At 33.7% G+C, this 25,582-nt stretch carries 24 protein-coding genes; 5 read left to right on the forward strand and 19 right to left on the reverse strand.

Annotation, left to right across the window (positions count from 1 at the left end):
- Nucleotides 1-47: 47 nt before the first annotated feature.
- Nucleotides 48-1,166 (reverse strand): AI-2E family transporter, encoded by a 1,119-nt coding sequence (locus tag A5866_RS07395; protein WP_086443939.1) that lies wholly within the window; start codon nucleotides 1,164-1,166, stop codon nucleotides 48-50.
- A 179-nt stretch (nucleotides 1,167-1,345) separates the two neighbouring features.
- On the opposite strand from A5866_RS07395, the gene A5866_RS07400 reads away from it, so the two are divergent.
- On the forward strand, nucleotides 1,346-2,167 hold the full coding sequence (locus tag A5866_RS07400; RefSeq protein ID WP_086443938.1) for a DUF92 domain-containing protein: 822 nt from the start codon (nucleotides 1,346-1,348) through the stop codon (nucleotides 2,165-2,167).
- A 73-nt stretch (nucleotides 2,168-2,240) separates the two neighbouring features.
- Here the strand turns inward: A5866_RS07400 and A5866_RS07405 are convergent, their stop codons facing one another.
- The 17 genes from A5866_RS07405 to A5866_RS07485 all read right to left on the reverse strand — a co-directional run bounded on the left by A5866_RS07405 (nucleotide 2,241) and on the right by A5866_RS07485 (nucleotide 20,121).
- Nucleotides 2,241-2,948: an MgtC/SapB family protein gene (locus A5866_RS07405; protein WP_086443937.1), complete on the reverse strand. Its 708-nt coding sequence runs from the start codon at nucleotides 2,946-2,948 to the stop codon at nucleotides 2,241-2,243.
- A gap of 132 nt (nucleotides 2,949-3,080) precedes the next feature.
- Nucleotides 3,081-3,782, reverse strand: a complete 702-nt coding sequence (nagB, locus tag A5866_RS07410; protein WP_086443936.1) for a glucosamine-6-phosphate deaminase — start codon at nucleotides 3,780-3,782, stop codon at nucleotides 3,081-3,083.
- A gap of 130 nt (nucleotides 3,783-3,912) precedes the next feature.
- Nucleotides 3,913-5,043, reverse strand: a complete 1,131-nt coding sequence (locus tag A5866_RS07415; RefSeq protein ID WP_086278635.1) for an LCP family protein — start codon at nucleotides 5,041-5,043, stop codon at nucleotides 3,913-3,915.
- 187 nt (nucleotides 5,044-5,230) lie between these two features.
- Nucleotides 5,231-6,649 carry a hypothetical protein gene (locus tag A5866_RS07420; RefSeq protein ID WP_339099760.1) on the reverse strand — a complete coding sequence of 473 codons (1,419 nt, stop codon included), beginning with the start codon at nucleotides 6,647-6,649 and terminating at the stop codon, nucleotides 5,231-5,233.
- Between the two features lie 4 nt (nucleotides 6,650-6,653).
- The gene (locus tag A5866_RS07425; protein WP_339099761.1) at nucleotides 6,654-8,090 is read right to left on the reverse strand and encodes an O-antigen polysaccharide polymerase Wzy family protein; all 1,437 of its coding nucleotides are present in this window, start codon (nucleotides 8,088-8,090) and stop codon (nucleotides 6,654-6,656) included.
- Nucleotides 8,087-9,355 carry a glycosyltransferase gene (locus tag A5866_RS07430; protein ID WP_339099762.1) on the reverse strand — a complete coding sequence of 423 codons (1,269 nt, stop codon included), beginning with the start codon at nucleotides 9,353-9,355 and terminating at the stop codon, nucleotides 8,087-8,089. Before A5866_RS07430 ends, A5866_RS07425 begins: the two co-directional genes overlap by 4 nt.
- Entirely contained in the window at nucleotides 9,352-9,951 is a 600-nt protein-coding gene (locus tag A5866_RS07435) for a sugar transferase (RefSeq protein ID WP_339099763.1), read from the reverse strand. Before A5866_RS07435 ends, A5866_RS07430 begins: the two co-directional genes overlap by 4 nt.
- Complete coding sequence (locus A5866_RS07440) at nucleotides 9,932-10,828, reverse strand: SDR family oxidoreductase (protein ID WP_339099764.1); 897 nt, start codon at nucleotides 10,826-10,828, stop codon at nucleotides 9,932-9,934. Before A5866_RS07440 ends, A5866_RS07435 begins: the two co-directional genes overlap by 20 nt.
- Nucleotides 10,829-10,851: 23 nt before the next feature.
- A complete protein-coding gene (locus tag A5866_RS07445) occupies nucleotides 10,852-11,961 on the reverse strand; it encodes an ATP-grasp domain-containing protein (RefSeq protein WP_339099765.1) in 1,110 nt (369 codons plus the stop codon).
- Nucleotides 11,962-11,965: 4 nt separating this feature from the next.
- Complete coding sequence (locus A5866_RS07450; protein WP_339099766.1) at nucleotides 11,966-13,171, reverse strand: DegT/DnrJ/EryC1/StrS family aminotransferase; 1,206 nt, start codon at nucleotides 13,169-13,171, stop codon at nucleotides 11,966-11,968.
- 11 nt (nucleotides 13,172-13,182) lie between these two features.
- Nucleotides 13,183-14,991, reverse strand: a complete 1,809-nt coding sequence (locus tag A5866_RS07455; RefSeq protein ID WP_086443934.1) for a polysaccharide biosynthesis protein — start codon at nucleotides 14,989-14,991, stop codon at nucleotides 13,183-13,185.
- 18 nt (nucleotides 14,992-15,009) lie between these two features.
- Nucleotides 15,010-15,774 (reverse strand): tyrosine-protein phosphatase, encoded by a 765-nt coding sequence (locus A5866_RS07460; protein ID WP_086443933.1) that lies wholly within the window; start codon nucleotides 15,772-15,774, stop codon nucleotides 15,010-15,012.
- 26 nt (nucleotides 15,775-15,800) lie between these two features.
- Nucleotides 15,801-16,502 (reverse strand): CpsD/CapB family tyrosine-protein kinase, encoded by a 702-nt coding sequence (locus tag A5866_RS07465; protein ID WP_086278623.1) that lies wholly within the window; start codon nucleotides 16,500-16,502, stop codon nucleotides 15,801-15,803.
- 11 nt (nucleotides 16,503-16,513) lie between these two features.
- The gene (locus A5866_RS07470) at nucleotides 16,514-17,350 is read right to left on the reverse strand and encodes a YveK family protein (protein ID WP_086443932.1); all 837 of its coding nucleotides are present in this window, start codon (nucleotides 17,348-17,350) and stop codon (nucleotides 16,514-16,516) included.
- A 122-nt stretch (nucleotides 17,351-17,472) separates the two neighbouring features.
- Nucleotides 17,473-18,324 carry a hypothetical protein gene (locus A5866_RS07475; protein ID WP_086443931.1) on the reverse strand — a complete coding sequence of 284 codons (852 nt, stop codon included), beginning with the start codon at nucleotides 18,322-18,324 and terminating at the stop codon, nucleotides 17,473-17,475.
- Between the two features lie 80 nt (nucleotides 18,325-18,404).
- Nucleotides 18,405-19,379: a diaminopimelate epimerase gene (dapF, locus tag A5866_RS07480; RefSeq protein ID WP_086443930.1), complete on the reverse strand. Its 975-nt coding sequence runs from the start codon at nucleotides 19,377-19,379 to the stop codon at nucleotides 18,405-18,407.
- Between the two features lie 133 nt (nucleotides 19,380-19,512).
- The gene (locus A5866_RS07485) at nucleotides 19,513-20,121 is read right to left on the reverse strand and encodes a superoxide dismutase (protein WP_086278619.1); all 609 of its coding nucleotides are present in this window, start codon (nucleotides 20,119-20,121) and stop codon (nucleotides 19,513-19,515) included.
- A 166-nt stretch (nucleotides 20,122-20,287) separates the two neighbouring features.
- On the opposite strand from A5866_RS07485, the gene A5866_RS07490 reads away from it, so the two are divergent.
- The 3 genes from A5866_RS07490 to A5866_RS07500 all read left to right on the forward strand — a co-directional run bounded on the left by A5866_RS07490 (nucleotide 20,288) and on the right by A5866_RS07500 (nucleotide 23,397).
- Nucleotides 20,288-21,100 carry a DUF1189 domain-containing protein gene (locus A5866_RS07490; protein WP_086278618.1) on the forward strand — a complete coding sequence of 271 codons (813 nt, stop codon included), beginning with the start codon at nucleotides 20,288-20,290 and terminating at the stop codon, nucleotides 21,098-21,100.
- A 146-nt stretch (nucleotides 21,101-21,246) separates the two neighbouring features.
- Entirely contained in the window at nucleotides 21,247-22,338 is a 1,092-nt protein-coding gene (gene ispG, locus A5866_RS07495; protein WP_086443929.1) for a flavodoxin-dependent (E)-4-hydroxy-3-methylbut-2-enyl-diphosphate synthase, read from the forward strand.
- A gap of 96 nt (nucleotides 22,339-22,434) precedes the next feature.
- The gene (locus A5866_RS07500; RefSeq protein ID WP_086443928.1) at nucleotides 22,435-23,397 is read left to right on the forward strand and encodes a phosphoglycerate dehydrogenase; all 963 of its coding nucleotides are present in this window, start codon (nucleotides 22,435-22,437) and stop codon (nucleotides 23,395-23,397) included.
- 514 nt (nucleotides 23,398-23,911) lie between these two features.
- Here the strand turns inward: A5866_RS07500 and A5866_RS07505 are convergent.
- A complete protein-coding gene (locus A5866_RS07505) occupies nucleotides 23,912-24,850 on the reverse strand; it encodes a glycosyltransferase family 2 protein (protein WP_086443927.1) in 939 nt (312 codons plus the stop codon).
- 394 nt (nucleotides 24,851-25,244) lie between these two features.
- On the opposite strand from A5866_RS07505, the gene A5866_RS07510 reads away from it, so the two are divergent.
- Nucleotides 25,245-25,580, forward strand: a complete 336-nt coding sequence (locus A5866_RS07510; RefSeq protein ID WP_254907518.1) for a hypothetical protein — start codon at nucleotides 25,245-25,247, stop codon at nucleotides 25,578-25,580.
- Nucleotides 25,581-25,582 lie beyond the last annotated feature (2 nt).

Raw genomic sequence — 25,582 nt, forward strand, 5'->3', positions numbered from 1 at the left:
ATCTTAGACTTTTTTTATCCATTCAACATTTAAAAGAAAATCAGACTTTAAACAATTTGATCTTCTAGCCCACTCTCTTTAGCCTCTTTTTTAATCTTATAAATCTTACTAATATTAATGCCCAAGGTCTTGATCACGGCATAAACAGGAATACAAATCAGCATCCCAATAATTCCTCCCACACTTCCTGAAGCGATCAAAACTAAAATAATCGTCAGTGGATGGATATTCATTGATTTCCCCATTAAAAGTGGCTTGATCAGATTACCATCCAATTGTTGGATCACTAAAATCGATAAAGCCATGTATAACGCTTGCCAAGGTAAAATGAATAGCCCAACTAAAATAGCTGGAACAGCACCAATAAACGGTCCAACATAAGGAATGATATTCGTTAAACCACAAAAAACAGCTAACAGCAAAGCATACGGCTGTTTAAATATCGTCATCGCAATAAAGCTTAGAATCCCAATAATCAGCGCATCTAACACCGTACTACTGATATAAGCTGACAGCGTTTGATTTAATTCTCTAACCGTTTGACGTAACTCACTGCGAATACTCTTTGGAAAGAAATGGGACATTGCATCCAAAAACTTATGACCATCTTTAAACATGAAAAACAAAATAAATGGCACAGTAAAAAGTAAAATAAAGAATCTCATCAATACCCCAACAATTTTTGAAAGACTGCTCGTTACACCGACAATCGCAAAATTTAAAATATTACTGATTGTAATGTTCGCTTTATCTAATTGTTCTTGAATATTAAACCCCTTAAACGCTTCTAAATCACTTAATTCATTCAACCATTGATTCATTTCTTCTGCATAGCTTGGAAGCGACTGGCTCAATTCTAAAGATTGATTAACCAATTGAGGTACCACGTTCATAATTATCAATGCAATCAAAATAATCAAAACTGCAAACGTAAGCATAAACCCAACAATTCTAGGAAGTCCTCGTTTTTCTAACAAAACAACGATTGGATCGAACATATAATATAAAAATCCGGCAATCAATAATGGCATAAAAACTGCAGATACCATTCCTACTATTGGGCTAAAAACATTTGGCATTTTTAATAAAAAGAAAACACCGATGATTGTTAGTACAATTTCTACTGTCCAAAATAATAATTTTGATTGTTTAAACAAAGAACCCATACAAAACCTCCAATACATAGTAATTTCATTCTATCATTCTTTTCAAGTATAAAAAGATTTTTTTCAATTTAAACTGTTATCCTAGCAAAAAATTTCTCTCTCTAATACTCATAACTTTTTCATGCTATACTTACGTTGTATAACTATTTGACCAAATCAATTACTTCAAGAGGTGTCTCATGACTATTTTAGTTTATAAATTATTGCTAGGATTTATTGCAGGTAGCTTGATTGGTATTTTTTCATATATCACAGAGTTACTGACAAAGTCTGGTGTTATGGCTGTAGTTATTATCGCTATGTTCGTTTGTGGATTTGGCTCATGGCAAACTTGGGGCTTACTGATTTTATTTTTTGGTAGTTCAGGGTGCATTCATCTAGTAAAAAAGATACTCAAAGTATCTGATATTGAATCTATTACTGAAAAAAAACATACAAGAGATGCTTGGCAAGTATTTGCTAACAGTCTTCCAGCAGTTATTTCATTAGTTCTTTTCTATTATACAAAAAATCAATTATTTATGGTTGGTTATGTTAGTGGTGTCGCAGGAGCAACAGCTGATACCTGGGGCTCAGAGATCGGTATGTTAAGCAACAAACTCCCACGCTCGATTGTTTCATTTAAACCAGTTGAAGCTGGTCTTTCTGGTGGTGTTTCTGTTCTTGGTAGCCTTGCTTCTTTCTGTGGTAGTTTGTTGATTTCAATAACCTTTTGGCTTCTTTATGGTTGGTATCAACTGTACCAATATCCCATAAGTTTACTAATCATGGTGCCGCTTATTTGCGGTCTTATTAACTCTCTTGTGGATAGCCTATTAGGCGCAACACTTCAAGCAAAGTATCGTTGTCTTATCTGTGGACAACTGACTGAACAAAAACAACACCATCTTCAACAAACTAAACAGATCAGTGGTATTTCCTGGCTATCAAATGATTGGGTTAATTTTCTTAGCGGTAGCTTAACAGTTTTGTTAAGCTGGAGCATACTTTTTTTCATCTAAATAGTAATCATATAAAAAGAAGGTTCACTTGAACATTTTCAAGGACCTTCTTTTTTATGTTTATCAACGCAACTCAGATACTAACTAAACGCAATTTCGTTATATTTTTATAGATCGACAAATCCTCTATAACCTCTGCATAGGTCATGCCTTTTGGTAAATCGATCGTATAAATATTTGTGTAAATCTGCGTATCATCAACCAATACCACATTAAAGTTAACATCTTCTATTTCGATTTTATGTTCTTCAAAATATTGATTGATAAATTCTTTTGTTTCCTGCTTGTGGATATAACGAATTTCTAATTTTTTGGTTGTCGGAACATGAATTACTTTTCTAACCAATGTCAATGCAATGAAAATACCCACAAAGCTAGTAATTGCAATAGCATAGTAACCCATACCGATCGCAATACCTAATCCTGCTACAGCCCAAAGAGAAGCAGCTGTGGTTAAGCCTGTCACCGACTGTTTGGTAACAATGATCGTTCCAGCGCCTAAGAACCCAATTCCACTCACTACTTGAGCAATTAGACGTGCTTGATCCGAACGAATCACACCAGTCAATTCTGGATGATTGATCGCATCCCGCAAAGCACTTGCTGCAATTTCAACTTGAATCAAGGCAATGATTGTTGCACCCATACAAACTAAAATGTGTGTCCGCATACCCGCCGGTCGATTTTTGTATTGGCGTTCAAATCCAATCACACCACCAATCAGCATGGCCAAACATAGCCGTATAATAATCTCAGAAACTGTTAAACTTATATCCATCATACTCATTCCTCCTACTGCTCTTCTATTTCATTATAGCACTAATTCAGATTAAGAGAATGACGTTCCTCTCAACAAAAAAATGTGCCTAGGAGCTAACTATTTAAGTTAAATCCCGGCACAGCTCTATGAATCTTATAATTTGCTTGCTGCTGCATCATCAATAATGACAACCACATCAGAATGATTTTGTAATGCACTTGCTGGTAGATCAACAGAAACAGGACCATCGATCATGCCTTTGATTGCATCTGCTTTAGCTTCTCCATAAGCCATTAAAATCATTTTCTTCCCTTTCATGATTGAACCAATTCCCATAGAAACAGCTCTAGTTGGTACATCTTCCACTTTTTCAAAATTACGTTTATTCGCATTGATCGTAGATTCTGTTAATTCAACAACATGAGTTAAACTATCTAAAGGTGTTCCTGGTTCATTAAAACCAATATGTCCATTTTGGCCAATACCTAAGATTTGAATATCGATTGGATTACTATCGATAATACTTTCATAGTGCTTGCATTCAGCCGCTAGATCTTCTGCTTTTCCATTAGGTACATATGTGTCTTTAAATGGTTTTTTATTGAATAATTGATCGTTCATGAAATAACGGTAACTTTGATCATCTTCTCCACCTAAACCAACGTATTCATCCAAGTTTACAGAAGTCATATCAGTAAAATCTAAATCACTTGCAGTCATTTCTTTATATAAAGTTTCTGGCGTACTTCCTGTAGCAAGACCCAAAACTTTCGCACCATTGTTCATGCCTTCTTTAATCAGTTCAAATGCTTTTTTCCCGCCTTCTTCAGCGTTCGCTACTTTGATAATTTGCATTAAAAATTGCTCCCTTGTATTCATATTTGGTATAGTCCAATTATAACACCGTATAAAAAAGATTTCTAGTCTAAAGTAGGTGGAAATTAAAAAAAAACTTCTATTCTGATTAAGAATAGAAGTTTTAGCTTTAGTAACCATCTCCTGAATAAGGAGTTTCTTCTGCTACGGCATTTGGATCAGTATATCCAGACCCGCCACCATTAACGTCTGTCGTTGGATCTACATAACTAGTTGTACCGTAAGCATTAGTATCATACCCACTATACGTGCCCGTCTCATCACCAGTAGCATAATTACTATAGTTGGCATTATCAGTTGCCTGCATTTTTTCATTTTTAGCCATACCTAATTGAGCACGTAAATCAGTTTGGACTTCAAACAATTTCGTCGGGTCCAGTAACTGATAGTAAATGCCCCCGATTTCGGTACCTTCCCCCTCTAATTGTAAGGAGTCGATGTCTTTAAAAGCAGGCATATATTTCTTTTGAATATCTACCATGTTATCCCAAGTCAAATCGGTTTTTACATTATCTTTTACCGCGTCCAAAATTTTTCTGTATTTCGCTACACCGTCTAAACTGATTACTTTGTTAACAATTTTTTCAACCACTTCTCGCTGACGACGTTGACGACCAATATCGCCTTCTGGATCTTCTTTACGCATACGAGCGTAAGCTAAGCCAGTTTCTCCGTCCAATTTAACTTTACCAGCAGGAACAACGATGCCATCTAATGTGAACTCACCAATTGTATTATCAACTTCAATACCGCCCACAGCATCAATTAGGTCTTTCATACCTTTCATATTGATCGACACATAATTATCTATTGGAATATCCAATAAATTTTCAACCGTATCAATCGCCATCTTAGCCCCACCAAAAGCATATGCATGATTCAATTTATCTTCGGTCCCATTACCAACAATTTCCGTCAAGATATCTCTATCCAAACTAATCATTGTTGATTTCTTTTCTTTCGGATTAATAGTAACTACCATTGTAGTATCTGAGCGACCTTGTTCCGTACGACCTAGATCTCCAGTATCGATTCCCATCAATAAAACAGAGAATGGCTCTTGAGCATCGATATTTACAGCTACATCTCTTTTTTTAGATGTTCGATCGATAGACTCGAAAACCCCTTTCACTGTATATGTTGCATCGGAGTACATTTTAATCCCATATGCACAAAAGCCAGCAACTGATATAAGAACCACTCCTAAAACAGTCAATATTACTTTTTTCCATAGATTCATAAGACACTTCCTCATTTTTTACAAGAATAATTCATGAAACCTATTTTCTCACAATTTGAATCACGCCGCAACTTTTTTGGGGAATTGGCATGATATCTTAATGTATTTGTAAAATAATGATAGAGAGATTCCAATTAATTTTTGCTTACTCCCATTATTTAAAATATTCATTGTCCCCAACTAAATTCTAATCATCAGAATTTATATTTTCTTTTAAATGTCTCCACGCATCTCTATTTTTAGGGAAATTATAAATATTAAATGTGCTAACTAGAATTAACGTGATAAGAAATACTTGCCCTAAACTAAAAAAGATACTAAGAAAAACAAAAATTAATACAATAATACTATCCCAAGGAATCGAAGATGAATACTTAATTTCTAATTTAGCATTTAATATCCTTCTAAAAAAATAACTTTTCAAAATAGAAACTACTGTTATCATAAATATTACACCATCAAGAGATTCAAATATCCAAATAACTGGATAAATAACAATTATTGTCATTAAAACCATTAAGGTATTTACTTGTAATAGCTTTCTTTCCATTCGCAAAACTTTAAGGTATGTATTATATAACATAGCAATTTTACTTTCAAAAATTGTCATAGGAAATATAAACGCTAAATATTTTATCCCAGAAGAATATGCAGGAAGGAATAGTTGAAGAAAAAGATAAACTGGAAAATATAAAAATAGAATATTCAGCAATACATTAGATAATAGCTTATCAATGTACTTAAAAGCCTCTTTCATTCTATTACTTTCCATTCTTTTTAAAATCGGAAAAAAAACAATAGAAATGGAATTGATAAAAACCATTATCATATTTGTCATACTGATAATTAAAGATATTTTTCCAAAAACTTGAATAGACCATTTCAACTCAATACTCATTCTTATGATCCCCATAACTAATATACTACTAATATTAGATAAAGTAACATTAATTCCCATTTTACAAAAATAAACTGAATCTTTAACTCCCGTACTGACTGACTTGATCTTTCCCAAAATCATAGATCGTGATACATATGCTAATAATATATTTGTAATAAGCTTAGAAAAAAGATCCACGATAATAAAAAAGTCAAACTTTTTCGCTCTTAAAAAAACTAGACTTACTATTCCAATTATTAATAACATTTTTTCTAGAATCATAGCTACTGAAAATATTTTAAGTTCATTAGTTGCCTGTAACTCATATGTTAAAACAGATCTAGGTACTATCAATAGTAAAGCTATTGCCGAAAATATAAGTATCATACTTTTTTGGGGGTCAATTGAATTTCCATAGATTCCAATAGTAATTAGCACTAACATGAAAAATACAGAAATAACAGATAAATTCAAAAATTGATTTCTTAACCTTTTTTTGGGCAATTCATCATAATGACTGCCACCAAATTCTAAATATATACCTTCAGGTATACCTAAAGTAAGATATTGAAGATATGTAGTGTAAAATATATAAAGTTGCCAATAACCATATAGTTCAACACCAATAAATTTAGGAACAAAAATGATTAAGAAAAACGATGTAAACAAATTAACCATATTTGATGTAAATGTATAAGATAAACTTGTTAAAATTCTCTTTCTCATTTTATTAAACCTTCGCTTTACTATTATTACCAATTTTTTTCAATGTATATGCCATTAAAAAAATAACTATTACACTAAAAAGCTTAGGTAAAGACAACGAAGCAACTAAAAAGTTTGTAAAGCTACTTCTTGGTGCAAACATAAGCTGCCTTGCCATCAGAAAAAAAATACCTTTAAAATAAGGATTCAAAAGTGATATAAAACGGTAAAAATTTCTTAGGAAAAAACCATAAAATAAATTTCCTAATATTAAGCCAACATAAGAAAAGTCTTTAAACAATTCGGCTATATAGCTGCTTCCATATCCTATCCCTTTTAAATATAAATCTGGCATTATATAATAGGAAATCGTATGAGAAAAAAGATTTCCCTCCAAAGCTCTACTTACATTCTGCCCAACATAAAAATTTTCAGTATTAGTTAAACTCATAATAATTCTTGTTTTAAAAAATTCAATAATTGGACCGAACGAGTAATTTTTATCTGGCAAAGAATCTCTAAAATTAATTGTGTAACCCAAAACATTTACACTAACTCCTTGTGAGAAGAAAAAATCAAGAATAGATTCAGAAACACGATTTGTCGCTAGAGAATCCCCCCTCCTTAAATTCCCAACTACATTAAGTACTATAAAAAATATTGGAAGAATGCAAATCCCTAATAATATTTGTTTTTTGCTAATCCATTTCTCACGTTTATTTGAAAAATATTCTCTATAGAACAAATATAATACAAGTATAATAATGTTTAGAAGAAAATCTGATCTTCTTCCGGACCACAAACACAACATACCTTCAACTAAATATAGATAAATAAGAGGGAAAGCCTCTTTTTTACAAGGCATACAGCCTAAAAAAATAAAAAAACTGATATCATACATTTCACTGAGAAATACTATCCCACCAGGTAATGAAGAGCGAAAAGAAGAAAACATTTCATAGTATCCTTGTGAATTTGTTCCCTGTATCAATTCAAACAGTACAAATACCCTGAGGATAAATGACAATAAAAATATATATTTGCTTACCAACTTGATTTCCTCATAATTACTTTGAGCCAAATTATGATTTAATCGTATTTTTATAAAGCTTCCTATAAAAAGAAATATCAAACTCACAAAAAGTAATAATAAAACATCTACAATGAGTTGTGTATCATAAAAAGCTGTACCAAATAAACCAACTAGATTCTTTTTATAACCCAAGATTCCTGTGACAACTATTCTCCCGAATAAAAACGTAAAAAATGTTATCAAAAAAAGGGAAAAGGGTATGTTATCTGGATACTTTGTAAAAGAAGCAATGAAGAACGAAACTATTAGAATTAACAAAACTATTGACATAGCCTCATAGTTCATTATTTGATAATAATAAACAAAACATATTATCAAAAGAGGGAAAAATATTATTTGAATTATGTTAAACAATAAATTTTTTCTCATATATCCCCCTCTAATAACTCTTGACAAAATTTTTGATAGTTTTTCTCTTCATTTAACATTGTCTGCCATGTAAGAAAAGCATTTCGTGACATCTCATTATATTTCTCTTCTGAAAAATTATTTAAATCAATAATTTTTTCCAGAAGATCTCGATGAGTTATTTGAAAATCCACTAAAAATCCATTATATCCATCTTTTACAATATCTGAAGTTCCACCCACATCAGATGCAATTACTGGTAAAGACATACTAAAAGCTTCCATTATCGATACAGGAGTTCCTTCCGATTCAGACACATTTATAAATAAGGACACTTCTTTATCTTTATAGATACTCATTACATCCTTATTCTTAACATATCCATAAAACTCATACTTACCTTCTACTAACTTTTTCTTCGCATATTTGCGTATTTTTTTTTCATAAGAAGTTTTTCCAGATCCTAGATGAACCCATTTATAATCTATACCTCTTTTTTCACAAAGGCTTAGTGTGTCAATAATTTTTTCAATTTTTTTTAGTGGTCTTATAGTCGAGCAACTAACTAAATATATTTTTTTATTGTCATGTTGAATAAACATGTCACTAATTGATTTGACCCCCAACTTCCTCACAGCAACTTTTTCTTTAAAATTAGGCACTCTTTGTATCAACATATTTTCCCCATAAGTTGATACTGGATAAACAAAATCCATATTTCGCAACAAATACTCACGACTTGGCAAATAATTCAAAAAATTAGCATTCTCATTTACATCATAGCCATGTGCTCTAGAAATAATTTTTTTTACTTCATAACCTTTATCTACTAAATATTTCTTAAGTTCAATTCCCACCATTGAAGTAAGATAGAACCAATATGAGTATATATAAATAGAGGTATTAATCGACAAATCAATTTCTTTTTCAAATTTCTCCTTAACAATTCCCCATATGGCTAAACTTCTCATTTGAAAATAATATTCAAATAACTTCTTTGAAAAACTTATTGGCATTTTCCTTATTTCGTTCTTGATTTCCCCACTCGACTTGTAGGTCAGCATCCTGATTTTTCCTTTTAATGAATGATCTGTTGATACCTTAAGTATATCAACATTGGATGGTACAGATCTCGTTTGTTTCATACTTTCATTAATCATTACAGGTATAATAATAACTTTTTCAAATGTTTCAGAAAGGTATTTAATCTCAGATTCAAGATATTCTTCACCTTTCCAAAAAGGAAAATAATTTGTCAAAAGTATTAAATTCTGATTTTTTTTCATTTTAATACATCATCCCTAGTGATATTTTTTCTTTTTATAACGGAAAAAAATGTCAAAAAAACAATTCTAAAATCCAAAAAAATCGATATGTTTTTCACATAATAAACATCATTTTCCATTCTTTCATCCATAGATGCTGCATTTCTTAATAAGGCTTGATTCAGTCCAGTAATTCCTGGTTGAACTTCAAATTTCACTTTAAATTCTTCCGAATATCTATGTTCATTTCCTAGCGGGCTAGGACGAGGGCCAACAAGACTCATATCTCCTAGTAAAACATTCACTAATTGAGGCAATTCATCAATACTCGTCTTTCTCAAGATTAAACCTATTTTAGTTACTCTATGATCATCGCTGGAATTAAAAGTACTTCCATCCATATTACGAATATCAGGAGAATTCTCTTTCATTGTTCTAAGCTTGAACATTCTGAACTTCTTCATATTTTTACCCAGTCGCTCTGCATTATAAAAAATTGAACCACCATCTTCTAGCTTAATAGCTACTGCAAATAACAAACAAATCACGCATATAAATGGTAACAGAATGATAGAAATCAATATATCAAATATTCGTTTAATAAAAAATTGGTACATTTTTCTTCACTCCTTCCATCTCTTGTTTTATTTCTTCTAATGCTTTTTCCATACTATAGCTTGCAGAATAACCAATTATACTTTTGGCTAACGAATGCTTCATAAAGGAACTATTAGATGCGTTTTTTGAGATATCACCCAAAACTAACAATTTTTCATTATTAAAAACTTTATTGACTAATTTACCAACTTCTAAATTAGTCAATATATTATCTGACCCTATATTCAACAAGTAATAGACGTAGTCTTTAGTAGAATGAAATATAGCCATCCTTATTGCTTTTACCACATCCTTAACATAAATGAATTCACGTTTATCTCCTGTTAGATCTGTTAAAGATAAAACATGTTTATTTAAGGCTTGTCGCATAAACAGATTTATCATATAGTTATTCTTTTCATTTGATCCAAAAACATGTGCCAAACGTAGGACATACAAAGAAGTTTCAGTAGAACTCAAATGAAGACGACAAATTTCTTCGCCCACCACCTTACTTAATCCATAAAAACTACAGGGAGAAGGCGGCTCAACTTCTCCCCAAGGTAACGAGTTACTATCAGAATATACTGAAATAGAAGAAATATAGATAAATTTATTGATGTTGTTCTTTTTACTTGCCATTACAACTTTTTCAGTCAGAAGAACATTTTCATTATAGTCTTCAAAGGTTATTCCACTACCTCTTTTAGCTGCTAAGTGTACAACTATGTCAGCATTTTCAAACCATTTTTTTAAAGAATTTAATGAATAGTCCGTATAAAAATTTGAGTTTGTATTTCTAGTTAGAGGTATAATTTGAATTGAACTTATACTTTCCAAATCTTTTACTAATTGTTTGCCTATAAAACCTGATGCACCTGTAACAACTACCTTCATTTTTCTCTCCACCACACTTCTAATTAGAATATTCTATAAGCAATTTTTTCAAACCTATTATTGATGGGTCGAATAATATCTCCTTCATTATAATATCTAAAAGAAGTGTTCTTATCCGCAAAATCTTCTGGATATTTTGCTTTAGTATTCGGTTCTTGACAAAGGAACTCCAAGGTCATTTGTTTTTCATATCCCAAATTGTAATTTTCTAATTCACTTAAGTCATTAAATAATAGATGATCAAATGTTAATTTTAACAAATTAAACTTTTTAGTATGATAAATTAAATTCCACATATGACAACCATCTAGTCTAGGAGTAATCTCTATGATGTATGGTTCCCCTTGTTCCACTTTCATCTGAGCATACACTGGACCGTTGATTATTCCCATTTTACTAGCAGATCGTTGAAGTAAATTAGCTGTTTTTTCAAAAATGTCATCTGAGAAATGTGTTGGTAAAATATGTTTATGAATCAATCCTTCAAACTTTTGCCAAGTCACTCTGTCGGATATTTCACAAGCCTTTAAAACCCCATTTACTAAGTAACCATTAACTGAAATTTCTGGTCCATCTACATACTTTTCAATTATCACTAAATTAGACCTAGAATAACTTTTTGTATTTTCAAATTCTTGTAACAACTGTTGATGACTGTTTATCTTAATTACTCCTCTTTGACCTTGTGAGTCAGCTGGTTTCAAAAATATTGGATATTCACCAAATATTTGAAAGTTAAATTCTTCAACATTACTCAAAGCTTGAAAGTTAATATTACCTTTAAACGACTCCCCTAGAAATGACCTCATCAAATCTTTTTTATTACACCTATGAGCGACTTCACTTGAAATAAAATGTGGCAAACCTGTCATTTCACTTACTTTAGAGACAACTGGCATAGCTATATCTGAACCTACTGAATATATAAGATTAATGTTATTCTCCATTACATATTGAACAACCTCATCTATATTGATAATATTAATTTCTGTAAAAATATCAGCAACCATACTACCAATACCGTCATTTTTCATAGCAATAGCATGAACTTCTACATCTTGATAGGTTTCTTTTATAAATTTAATTGCATCATATTGAACAGCCGCAACACCTAATACTAAAATTTTTTTCATTTTTTCATCTCCTTACTGCAATATTAATTAATTTTTCAGCTACATAAACTATATCGTCCTCAGTCATTCTTGTATTCAACGGTAAGGTAATTTCTGATTTATACATGTTATATGCATTGGGATAATTAGTCATTTTAAAGTTCATTTTTTTATATGCGGTTAGCAAAGGTAATGGTTTATAGTGAACATTTGTTGCTATTCCTTTTTCAGCTAGCTCCAAGATGATTTGATTCCTTTTTTGCTCATTTGAACCCCTGACGCCAGTAAGAAATAAATGTCCACTTGATGTATACTTTTTGTTGTAATGTGATAATATATTTATTTTATCTACACCTTTTAAAGATAATTCATATAATTTAATTAACTTTTTTCTTTTAGATAATAACTCAGGATATCTTTCAAGTTGAACTAGTCCCAAAGCCGCTTGTATATCAGTCATGTTACATTTAAAAGCAGGCTCTGTAATATCATATTCCCATGAACCTAACTTATTTTTAGCAAAAGCATCTTTCGTCTGACCATGTAAAGTCAACATATTCAAAGTGTTATATACTTCATTATCGAAATCTTCGCCTAAAGATGTCCAAGTCAAGGCGCCACCTTCAGCAGTTGTTAGATTTTTTACTGCATGGAAAGAGAAGCTAGTAAAATCTGCGACCGCCCCTGACTGTCTTCCTTTATAAGTTGCTCCAAAAGAATGTGCTGCGTCAGCAAGTATAATTATACGATCATAGATAGCTTGAATATCATTATTAGGTGAAAATAATTTTTTCTTATCTTCAACTACTCTAAAAAGCTCATCATAGTCACACATTACTCCAGCAATATCAACTGGGATAATAACTTTTGTTCTAGGCGAAATAGCTTTCTCAAGTGACTCTGTAGATAGATGATAGCTATCCTTTTCAGTATCAACCAAAACTATTTTCGCTCCGATATGAGCAATTACACTTGCCGATGCTGTATATGTGTATGAAGAAGTTATCACTTCATCACCGGGACCAACACCTAACATTCTCAAACACATTTCCATACAAGAGGTAGCAGAATTCATACAAATGGTTTTTTCAGTCCCACAATACTCAGAAATCTCTTTTTCAAATTTCTTCGTTTTAGGCCCTGTAGTAATCCATCCAGATTTAAGAACTTCTACTACACTTTCTATCTCTTTATCAGTAATATCAGGTGGTGAAAATGGTATCTTTCTCATAATATCTCCTTTTATTTACTTGATTCATTCGCAAATTTTATTACTTCTTTTGCTGTAATCTGCTCATCCAGTAACAATCTGTTAACAAATGATACTATTTTTTCAAATTCAAACCCTTTAACATTCCCAAGAAATATCTTATCAAATACCTGCTCAGTATTTTTTTCCTTACTTACTAATAATTCTTCGTATAACTTTTCACCTGGGCGAATGCCAGTTTCTATAATATCAATTTGATCTTCCCTGAAACCACTTAACTTAATCATGTTTTTGGCCAATTCATGAATTTTCACAGGCTCCCCCATATCTAAGATAAACAGTTCACCTCCCTGGGCTAATGCGCCAGCTTGAATCACTAAACGGCTAGCTTCCGGTATCGTCATAAAGTAGCGAGTCATACGAAAATCTGTAACAGTGATTGGACCACCTGCTCTAATTTGTTCTTCAAAAACAGGAATTACGCTCCCACGGCTTCCTAGGACATTGCCAAATCTTACTGCACAAAATTTTGTATCCCCCCCATCATTAAGACCCGTTACAAACATTTCAGCAATTCGTTTAGTTGCTCCCATTACATTGGGTGGGTTTACTGCTTTATCTGTAGAAATCATCACAAAATTTTCCACACTATATTCTTTCGCCGCTTCTGCAATATTTTTAGTCCCAAATACATTATTTTTTACTGCTTCTGCTGGATTTCCCTCCATCAAAGGAACATGTTTATGTGCAGCCGCATGATAAATAATCTCAGGACGATATTTTTTTACGACTTGAAACATTTTTTCTCTATCTTGTATATCAGCAATAATAGAAATAATTTCTGTTTCTTGTGCACAAAAAATCCGCCTTAATTCTCTCTCAATAAGGTAAATAGAATTTTCTCCATGTCCCAAAATCAATAATTGTTTCGGAGAGAATTTCATTATTTGACGGCAAATTTCTGAACCAATAGAACCTCCTGCACCAGTAACTAAGATTATTTTCTCAGTTAGTTGGTCTGTTAGTTGGATCATGTCTAATTTAACTTCTTCACGTCCTAACAAATCAACAACATCGATTTTTTTTAATCTGGATATCGTAATATTGCCAGAAGCAACTTCTTCAAGCGCTGGCATAGAATTGATAGGAAGCCCTATAGGAGTAATTACCTCTAAAATTCTTTGCAATTCTTTTGGCTGAATAGAAGGAATTGCGATCGTTATCATTTCAATTTGATAATCCTTTACAATGTCAGGAATCTCATCTATTTTCCCCAACACACGTACACCTGCAAGATATGTATGATACTTATCTTGCGCATCATCAATAAACCCAACAACGTCAATGTCTCCGTTCGTTGTAGAATTAACTAAACTATTTAATAATATTCGTCCTGCTTCTCCAGCACCAACAATCAACGTTTTTTTTGCAGTAGAGTTCAATGAGGCATTTTTATTTTGATATTCAATTATCAAACGCCAGCTTAAGCGACTTGAAATAATAAAAAACGTAGTAACTAGATACGTTAATAAAATAAACCGGTGCCCATAAAACTTATCTGTCACAGATAAAACAATAAATTCAAGAACGCACGTTATACTAGTTGTTCCAAAAATGGCACTCATCTCACTGAGGTTTGTATAACGATTTATTCGAGTAAAGACTTTTAAAATGAATCCAAAAGTTATATATAAAACAAGTTGTACAATAAACGCTTTAATCAAAAAAGCATATGTAATTTTAACGTACGATATTAAGTAGAAATATGAAAATATGTTCGCTAACAATATAATTAGCGAATCAACCAACAATAGTACCAACACTTTTGTCCTTCTTGTCATTCCGTTAACCCACTCTTTCTAAAACAAACCAAATTTTTTCTTTTTAATCTCCGTAAATTCCGGTCTTTGAACATCATCTCCATTCAAAATATCTTTTGCCATCTGCTGCATCAATTGAACATGTTCCTTTCCCATGTCTTTTTCGATTGCTTTAAAGGCTTTTTCCATAAAAAAACCACGCTTTTCAATATTGTGAGCATCAGAAGCCATCATATAGACCATGTTATGAGCGACCATTTGCTTTGCTGTACGCTCAATCTGTTTGCCAAAAACACCAACATAACTAGGCGCTGTCAATTGTGTCAACACACCCATTTCTAAAAACGGCAACAATCTATTTGGCTCTTCAATAAATCGACTATTCCGTTCCGGATGGACGATTACCGGGATATGGCCTGCTTCTAACAATTTAAAAAATAATGGTTCTGTATAAGCAGGAATATCATGACTAGGAAACTCAATTAAAATGTAGCGATTCGCAAGATCCGCAAATAAAATATCTGCTTTTTGGATTTGCTCTACTATATCGCCACTGATCCGTACCTCTTGACCTTCATACAAGGTAAGAGGTATATTTCGTTGATCTAATTCTCCCTGCAATCCTGCCACTTGGGTAATTACCTGACTAGCAGGATTATCATATTTTCCATTATTATGATGAGGTGTACACAAAATATGTGTAATTCCTTGTTTAACAGCCATCCTTGCCATATCAAGTGAATCGTCCATTGTTTTAGCCCCATCATCAATTCCCGGCAATATGTGGCAATGCAGATCAATCATTAGCTTTTTTCCTCTCTCATCAATTATTATGAACCATAATAGTAGCCTTGATCTTCTATATTTTTTGAGCCATTGTATACTACACCAAGAATATTTGCATCCACTAATTCCAATAGACTTTTGGCTTTTAATAATGAATCTCTCTTTGAGACATTTTCACGAACTACCAAAATCGTCCCATCTGTTTTGGATGCTACAATCTGTGCATCTGTAACAGCTACAACTGGTGGCATATCAAAAATTACCAAATCATATTGCAGTTTCAATTCTTGAATAAGCTCTTTCATTCTTCTCGAATCTAATAATTCTGAAGGATTGGGTGGTTTTGGTCCACTCGTCAATAAAAATAAATTGTCTACTCCAGAATTCTGGATAACTTGATGCAAGACGGTTTCTCGGCTACCTAATAAGGTACTTAGCCCACGCGCATTATCTAGTGAGAATGTTTTCGCTACTGTAGGTTTACGCATATCTGCATCTACTAATAAGACTCGTTTACCTGAATTGGCAAACACAATAGCCAAATTAGCAGAGGTTGTTGATTTCCCTTCACTTGGACCAGACGAAGTAATTACTAAGGTTTTCAAATCTCTATCCACCATAGCATATTGGATATTCGTACGAATCGTTCGATACTGTTCTGAAATTGGTGATGATTTATCAGCTAAAGTAATTAAACTCACTGCCTTTGTTTTCTGTTTTTTTTGAGCTCTCACTATATTTGCCATTCCATACTCCTTTAAACTCTAGGACGACTTCTACGGATTGGTGGTGTAGAAGCATCTGGTTTGCTATTTGTTTTTTCTGTAGTTCTAGGTATTTCTCTATTTATGGTTCTAGACTCACTAGCAAATTTCTCGACTGTTGATGGAGTACGAGTTAATTTTGCGTTCAATTCCTTAGCAGTCATATTAGGGACAACACCTAAGATAATGAATCCGAGATCTTCTTCTACAAAGCGATCATCTTTGATTGTTTTATCAAATAGTTCTAAAATAAAGGCTAATGCTATACCAAACATGACACCAACAGCCAAGCCAATCAGCAGGTTGATTTTATCATTGGGTGAAACTTGATTCATGTTTGCTGTGGCTGCAGATATGATCGTAATCTTATCAACATTTAGCATATCTTTTGCCTGCTCTTGGAAAACTAAAGCCGTTTGATTCGCGATATTTTGGGCTACAAGCGGATCCGTTACTTTAGACACAATTGAAAACATCTGTGAATTTTGCGATTGATTCACTGAGACGCTGGCTTTTAAAGCTTCAACAGACAAATCATTGTCTTGCTCCGTTTTCATTCGCTGCTGTACTTCAGTCATAACGGTATCACTTTTGATCAAATCTTTATATGTGTTGATCATTTGCAAGTTTCCATTAATATCATTGACGTTGGTTGTTTCATTTTGTGGTAATCGGACGATTAATTGCGCCTGAGAGCTATATTTAGGTGTAATCACAAAATAGGTTAATATTCCAGCAACGCCTAACCCTAAGAACATACTAACAATAATCAAACCAATATGTTTTTTTAATACTCCGATTAATTCTTGTAAACTGATTGTCTCTTCCATTTCTTCCTCCAATTAACTCCATATAAATAATTATAAATTCTAAATGAACCAACTACAAGGTCATATGTCAAGAACCGCTATCAATTATTTGCAGAATTCTCCAAATAATTGATAATTACATTTTAACCATTGTTATATTCTTCACTTGGTAGAACTTCCTCTTGACCAGTCGTCGCTATTACACCAAGCGCTTGTTTTTCCAGAAGACCATCAATCATATCGATTTGATCAGATAGCTCTTGCTTCAAGGTTTCATTTTTAATTAGCTCCAGCTGACTAATAGCGAGAAGGAAATTTTCCATCGTCGCACTACTTGTCAATACACCATCCTGGCTCATTGCAGTGATCGATTGTTTTAATTCAGTATATTGCTTTACCTGAGCTTCCATCTCATTTAGACAAGCAACCATTGCTTTATCCCAACCACTTTCACTTTTAGTTATCTCATTGTGAATTTGTAAAATAACTGCATTCGATGCCGTTTCTTTAATCACAATGTCATCAGGACTACTTACTGACCAATCAACAGGGGCTTCCACCATGTGCTCGCCTATTTTTTTTTGTATGGCTCTTTTATGTTCAATGTCTGTCATTTTAGTTGATAGTTCTTTTTCACCTTGAAGCACTTCCATAAACTCATTGGAAAAATCCTTTTCTTTCAACCCAAAGTCTACAGCTTCTGTTTTCAAAGTGCGGATATCTTTTTCAATATTTTTGACTGTCTCCTCATCAATTGATTCCATTAAAAATTCTTCTTGGTCATTTTGATACAATTGCTGGATCTGCTTATCTATCCGTTTGACCTTCGCAGTTTCGTTTTTTATTGTTGACTTTGCATAGTCTACTTTTCGTTGATATTCTTGCTCCATATTAGACCTTATACCTAAAAAACAGATGCTAACAGAACCAATGATCACACTTATGTAAATAATCTTTTTTGCTCTATCTCTACCAAACCCTTCAAATTTTAACACTACTACACTCCTTTTAAGCATACCTAAATAACGAACTTTTTATATTTCGGACATACCAACCCTCTATATTTGTCGATTATTTATTTTATAGATTTTAAAAATACTTCGTAATCTGCTTGTTCAGTTGTTTCTTTTACGTTCACCTTTTCAAAGTGAGCTGTTGTGAGATCAGATAATGTACCCGATAATTGATGTGTGATCGTTGCGTTTCCAATCAATTCCATCCAATAACCATCTGAATTTTCTTCATGTACCACCGTTTTTACCATACCACCGGTATTTTTAACAGTTATAGTCTCTCCAAACTCTCCTTCATACAGTAATACATACATTAAGCTGCTTGCACACATGGCGGTTCCACAAGCACTAGTAAAACCAACACCACGTTCAAAAGTCCGAACAAAAATACTATTTTCTCCTAAAACCTCTACAAAGCTTACGTTGATGCCGTCAGAAAAAATCGGGTTATCGCCATTTACATAAGTTGCTATTCGTTCAAATTCATCTCCCATAAGCGTTTGATGATCTACAAATGCGATTAAATGAGGATTAGGTACTGCTACCACGGAAAATTTTAGATCACTGGATAATTCTGAAATCACTTCATTGATGATCGTATTATTTTTAGTTCTCATGGGAATCGCTTCAGCTTCAAAACGAACAGGTGAAATTTCGACTTGATAGGTTGCTATTTTTTCAGCCAGATTTGCTGCTCTGCGCACTTTAAGATCTGCAAACATTGTTTCCACAGTAAAAGATTCTTGATCATACTTCTCAGCTAAATACCTAGCTACCGTTCGTAGACCGTTACCACACATGCTTGCTTCACTTCCGTCACTATTGATCACACGCATCTTAGCCAGTGACTCACTACCGATTACATCTTCCACAAGTAACAAGCCATCCGCTCCATTAAGCAAGCCCGTTTGTCGATCACATAGACTCAGCCGCAATTCATTGATTTCTTGATCAGTAAAGGGACGTTCTAATTGCGTCTCGTCTATTAAAAAGAAATCATTTTCAGATCCATGAACTTTTTGCATCGATATATTCATACTAAAACTCCTTCACTTTCTTCTATCATAATTTTTATTATTCCTAACTATTAGTATGCCACAAACAAAAAGAGGAAAACAGTGTATTTTACTGTTTTCCTCAAAAAGTTTCTAAAAGTTATATTTTTTAACCTTATTTTGCTGCTGCGTAACGTTTGTTAACTTCATCCCAATTAACAAGATTCCAGAATGCATCGATATAATCTGGACGTACGTTTTTGTAATTTAGATAGTAAGCATGTTCCCAAACATCTAAACCTAAAACAGGTGTTTTACCATCCATTAAAGGTGAATCTTGGTTTGGAGTTGAAGTAACTTCTAATTTACCGTTAGTTAAAACTAACCATGCCCAACCTGAACCGAAGCGGCCAGTTGCAGCTGTTTTAAATTCTTCTTTTAATTTATCGAAACTGCCAAAAGCGGCATCGATTGCATCTTTAATTTCCCCAGTTGGTGCGCCACCAGCGTTTGGCGCCATAATTTCCCAGAAGAATGAATGATTAGCATGTCCGCCGCCGTTATTACGCACTGCTGTACGAATATCTTCAGGGATACTATCCATATCTGCGATCAACTCTTCTACTGATTTAGTTCCTAGTTCAGGGTGTTTGTCGATTGCTGCATTTAAGTTCGTCACATAAGTGTTGTGGTGTTTGTCATGGTGTAAATGCATTGTTTCTACATCAATATGAGGTTCCAATGCATCATAAGCATAAGGTAGATCTGGTAAAGTGTAAGTCATAAAAAAATCCCTCCATAATTAAGTATATATTTTCATACATTTATAGCATAACAGATTTTATGGCAACCTTCAAAGTAATTGCTTACAATAATCGAGTAAACTTGTTTTTCCTCGGTATCTCCTTTAAAATGACGTGTATACTTAATTTGAAGTCAGGAGAAAAATTATGAACTCATTTACTCTATTTAAACGCTCATTATTTCAGATAACAGATCTCAATCAAGCAAAAAAAATGCCTTTTTGGAAAGTGATTTTATATGTTGTTTTCCTAAGTATCATTCTTGCTCTGCCAATAACAAAACAAATTTTCTCTATTATGCAAGACATAAAAAATGATGGACAAAAAATCGCTGCAAAACTACCTGAATTCGAAATTACAAACGGCAAGTTGTACGCAGCAAGTAATGCTGAAGGTTTCATTTACCAAACAAATTCAATCATTTTTACTTTTGATCCAGATGGAAAGCGTACGCTTAGTGACGTTACAGCTGATTCGGTTGGCAATGCAGTGAGTTTAGGGTTTTTACAAGATGAATTTGTCATCGCTTTACCAAACTCAGGTGCTGCTGATTCATTATTAGGTGCTAATCAATTTGAAGTTCCTTACGCTAAAGGAGCATTAGATGGTTTAAATAGTCAAGATTTAAAACAGGGTTTGGATGAAGCTAGTGTCCCTTTTTGGATAAAGCTAATCGTTTTTGTTTTCACTTTATATCCAACTTTCATCAACCTGATCATTAATTTACTTATGATCACTATTGGAGCAAATCTTTATAGCAAGATTCGCCTGTACAAGTTACGCTTTATAGATTGCTTGAAGATCACGACTTATAGTGCAACATTACCTGTAATAATTAGTAGTGTTCTTCATTTTATCAACCAATCCTTTGATGACAGTTTTTTGATCGTTTTCGCTTCTTTATTGATTTTCTTTTTTGCTCTTCGAAACGAAGAGCGACAAACACCTCCTTTAGCTTAGCGCTCAAGCAGATGTATTTAACGTAAACTTAAACATTTCTTACATTTTCACGCTTGGAATTATATGATAAGATAAATCATGAATCATGCTCAAGTTCAAAGTACGACCCCAAATAAATAAAACAGTCATTAAGGAGAGAAGTAATTATGGGAGAATTGACCCATCGTAAAAATACACGTCAAGTGAAGCTTGGCGATTTAACTATTGGTGGCAGTGATGAACTGTTTATTCAAAGCATGTGTACGACCAAAACACATGACGTTGAAGGAACTGTCGCTCAAATCAAACGCTTGGAAGAAGCGGGCTGTCAGATCGTTCGTGTAGCCGTTCCAGATGAAGCTGCCGCTGATGCGTTAGGTACAATCAAACAGCAGATTTCGATTCCTTTGGTTGCTGATATTCATTTTGACTATCGTTTAGCATTAAAAGCAATTGAACAAGGTGTTGATAAAATCCGGATCAACCCAGGAAACATCGGACGCAAGGATCGTGTAGAAAAAGTTGTTACAGCATGTAAAGCCAAAGGTATCCCTATTAGAATCGGTGTCAATGCCGGCTCATTAGAAAAGAAATTTTTGCAACAATATGGCTATCCGACGGCGGAAGCTATGGTTGCCAGTGCTGTGGAACATATTAAAATACTTGAAGATCTAGAATTTTATGATATTATTGTCTCACTAAAAGCTAGTGATGTTAATTTAGCAATCGATGCTTATACTCTGGCTTCTCAAACATTTGATTACCCACTGCACTTAGGGATCACTGAAGCAGGAACAAAGTTCTCTGGTGGAATGAAATCTGCTGCTGGACTTGGCGCACTGCTTTCTCGTGGTATCGGAAACACTTGTCGTGTATCCTTGTCTGCTGACCCTGTAGAAGAAATAAAAGTGGCAAAAGAGGTGCTAAAAGCTTTCGGTTTAGCCAGTAATGCAGCAACCTTAATTTCTTGCCCAACGTGTGGACGAATTGAGATCGATTTAATTCCAATTGCAAATGAGATTGAAGAGTATATCGAAAAAATCAAAGCACCTATCAAAGTGGCCGTTCTAGGCTGTGCTGTTAACGGACCCGGTGAGGCTCGCGAAGCGGATATTGGTATTGCTGGTGGAAATGGAAAAGGCATGCTTTTCAAAAAAGGGAAGATCATTAGAACCGTTCCTGAAGAAATCATGGTAGATGAATTAAAAAAAGAAGTTGATATCCTAGCAGCTGCATATGCTCGGGGAGAAAAAATATAATTAGTCATCATATAAAAAAGATTGAAACGGTTATAGTTCAATCTTTTTTTGTTTGAAGTAATTTTTGTTACAATGGATTAGCGAGGAGGAATCAACATGGGACAACCAATAATCTATCTTTATGAACAACTAAAAGAAGAACACGTGGAAACAATCCGGCAGAATGCTTCTGATTACACCATTATTGATGCCAAAAGAGAATCAACAAAACTGGTTGAAGATGATATTGAAATCATGCTAGGCTGGGATAAAGAACTGGGCTCTCGGCTGTTAGCATCAGAGACGAGTCGTTTAAAATGGGTACAATCAATTTCAGCTGGTGTAGACACTTATGATCTAAATCGTTTTGCCGAAAAAAATATTTTATTATCTAATGCTAGCGGTATCCACAGCGTTTCTATTTCAGAACACGTTTTAGGTGTGTTATTTGCTGAGTTTCGTGGTATCCGTACCAGCATCGGTAATCAATCTAAAAAAAGTTGGACAAGGCAAAACATTTCTTATAAACAACTCTCTACACAAAAAATGCTCATCGTCGGAACTGGACATATTGGCCAACAACTTGCGGCTTTTGCACAAGGTCTGGGGATACAAACTTATGGAATCAATACTTCAGGTCATGTAACAGATGGCTTTATCGAGTGTTACTCCCATAAAAATATGAGCCGAATCATTAACGAGATGGACATCGTTGTGAATATCCTACCTTTAACTGACGAAACTTATCAATTATATAATGAGCAGATGTTTCTTGCAATGAAGCGTGGAACAGTCTTTGTCAATGTTGGGCGTGGTCCTTCCGTTAATACAAACGACTTGATCCATGCATTAGTTACGGAACAGCTTAGTTTTGCCGCGCTAGATGTTTTTGAAGAGGAGCCGTTACCTGAAAACAGCCCATTATGGACTATGGAAAACGTATTGATTACTCCTCACATTTCAGGTTTAACACCTGATTTTAAAGCTAAATTATTAAGCATTTTTGTTCAAAACCTTAAGCACTATCTAAAAGATGGTACTTTAGCCAAAAATGCCATAACATTAAATCAAGGATACTGAACTTAAAATAAAAGATGGGTGTGGGACAAAAGTAGGAAAACACTTTTGTTACACACCCTAAATGCGAATAAACGGTGGGAGCAAACGGTCCTCCATGCTTCGAGGATCGGAGTGAAACGAGAACCGTAGATGCAGAAGCAACCCCTACACTACACTTCGTTTCGATCTCATTAACTTCTACGCATGAAACATGCTAGAGTTAAAGGCCTCCGCTTCGATCACATCAAACTCTAAGTGCTAAAGCACTAAGATTTGAAGGCTTCGGAAATAAGCTGAAATTGCTGTAAAACACAACGAGGAACGAGTTGATGTTGCACAGTACCTACCTGGTCACAAAAATTTAAAGAGCACCGAGTAGGTACCAATCATCATCAGTTCGTAAACTCACTGTGATTCTTGGCAATTTCCGTGAATTCCTTCTTATTGCTGTAAAACACAGAGAGGTACGAGCTGATGTTGCACAGTACCTACTTGGTTCTCAGGGTTAAACACTCCTGTCCCAACCTCATCTTATTTATTGTTGTTGATCTTTTTCCGTTTCCTTTACAAGATAAATCGGACGTTTTTTCGTTTCCAAGAAAATTTTGCCAATATATTTCCCAATAATCCCTAGGCAAAGTAACTGTAATCCACCAACAAACAAAATAATACAAACCATTGACGGCCATCCACTGGTTGGGTCCCCTTCGATAATTGTTCTAAAGAAAATAATAAACATCGCAATGACTGACCCCATACACGAAAAAGCACCTACGTAAGAGGCTAAATTTAACGGCGCCTCTGAAAAATTGACAATCCCATCAATCGAATAACTTAGCAAGCTCCAAAAAGACCACGAGGTTGCTCCAGCTACCCGTTCACGATTCTCATAAGAAAGATATTCCGTATTAAAACCAACCCAACTAAAAATTCCTTTTGAAAACCGATTATACTCAGTCAATTCTAAAATTGCATCTACCATTTGACGCGTCATTAGACGAAAATCTCTAGCCCCGTCAACCATCTCTGTTTCGCCAATCTTATTGACTAATCGATAAAACAGCTTAGCAAAAAAGCTACGAATCGCAGGCTCCCCTTCTCGGTCACCCCGTCTTGTACCAATGCAGTCTAATTCCTTATTTACCTCTAGCATCTGGATCATTTGGGGTAATAATTCTGGAGGATCTTGCAAGTCAACATCCATAACCGTGACTAGGCTACCCTTGGCTTCCTTTAACCCTGCATACAACCCCGCCTCTTTCCCAAAATTTCTGGAAAAAGAAAGATAACGAACTTTTTCAGGATACTCTTTGTATAATTTTCTCAATGTATTTAATGTTTGGTCTTTCGACCCATCGTTAATAAATATGTATTCTATCTCATGTTGAATTTGTGAATTTACTTTTTCCACTTCAGCAAAAAATAATGGAATTGACTCCTCTTCGTTATAACAAGGAACGATAATCGATAGCATGAATTTTCCTCCAAAAAATATTCTTTGTTGATTATAACATACATCTATGACAGATTAATAAAAAAAATGCGCATAAATCGATTCATTCTAATTAACTATCTCTCTTAAAAAGACAGCTAAAAAAACAAATTTTAGGAGTATAAATAACACATATTTTTTAATTATACGAAATAAAAACAAACACAAACCCTATAATATAAAGCACACGAAGATTGATATTAAATATTAATGCAACTTTAAATAATTATTACATTTTTGTTTTTTTTTAATTTCTAATTGTAATTAACAGTTTAAATGGGTATTATATAGAGAGTAAATAATTTTTCACCCAAAATATATCTTTTTTTGTGAATTATATAACTTTTAATAATTTATTACTCAAAGGAGACTACATATGCTAGAAGACATTTTGTTAGATGATGTTGCGCAGCGCAAGATCAGTGTTTTTAATCAATTATTAGTTACTGCAGATGGTACATACAGTGTTCATTATTTTGAACAATTCACAGATTTTTCCTACGCTCGTTTAAATTCTTTATTTGCTGAAATCCATAATGATCTTATGGAAAAGCAAGGGATGGAGTTACTAACCGATCAAGGAAAAGTACATATTGATCTATCAAAATTACGGGATATTCCGTATTCACAGTTTTTATTTCGTAAAAGTTTACCTTACCGATTTTTACTTGCAACTATTTTAGAAAAAAGTTATACAATCGAACACTTTTAAAG

Source organism: Enterococcus sp. 12C11_DIV0727 (genome assembly GCF_002148425.2).
Taxonomy (GTDB): Bacteria; Bacillota; Bacilli; order Lactobacillales; family Enterococcaceae; genus Enterococcus_L; species Enterococcus_L lemimoniae.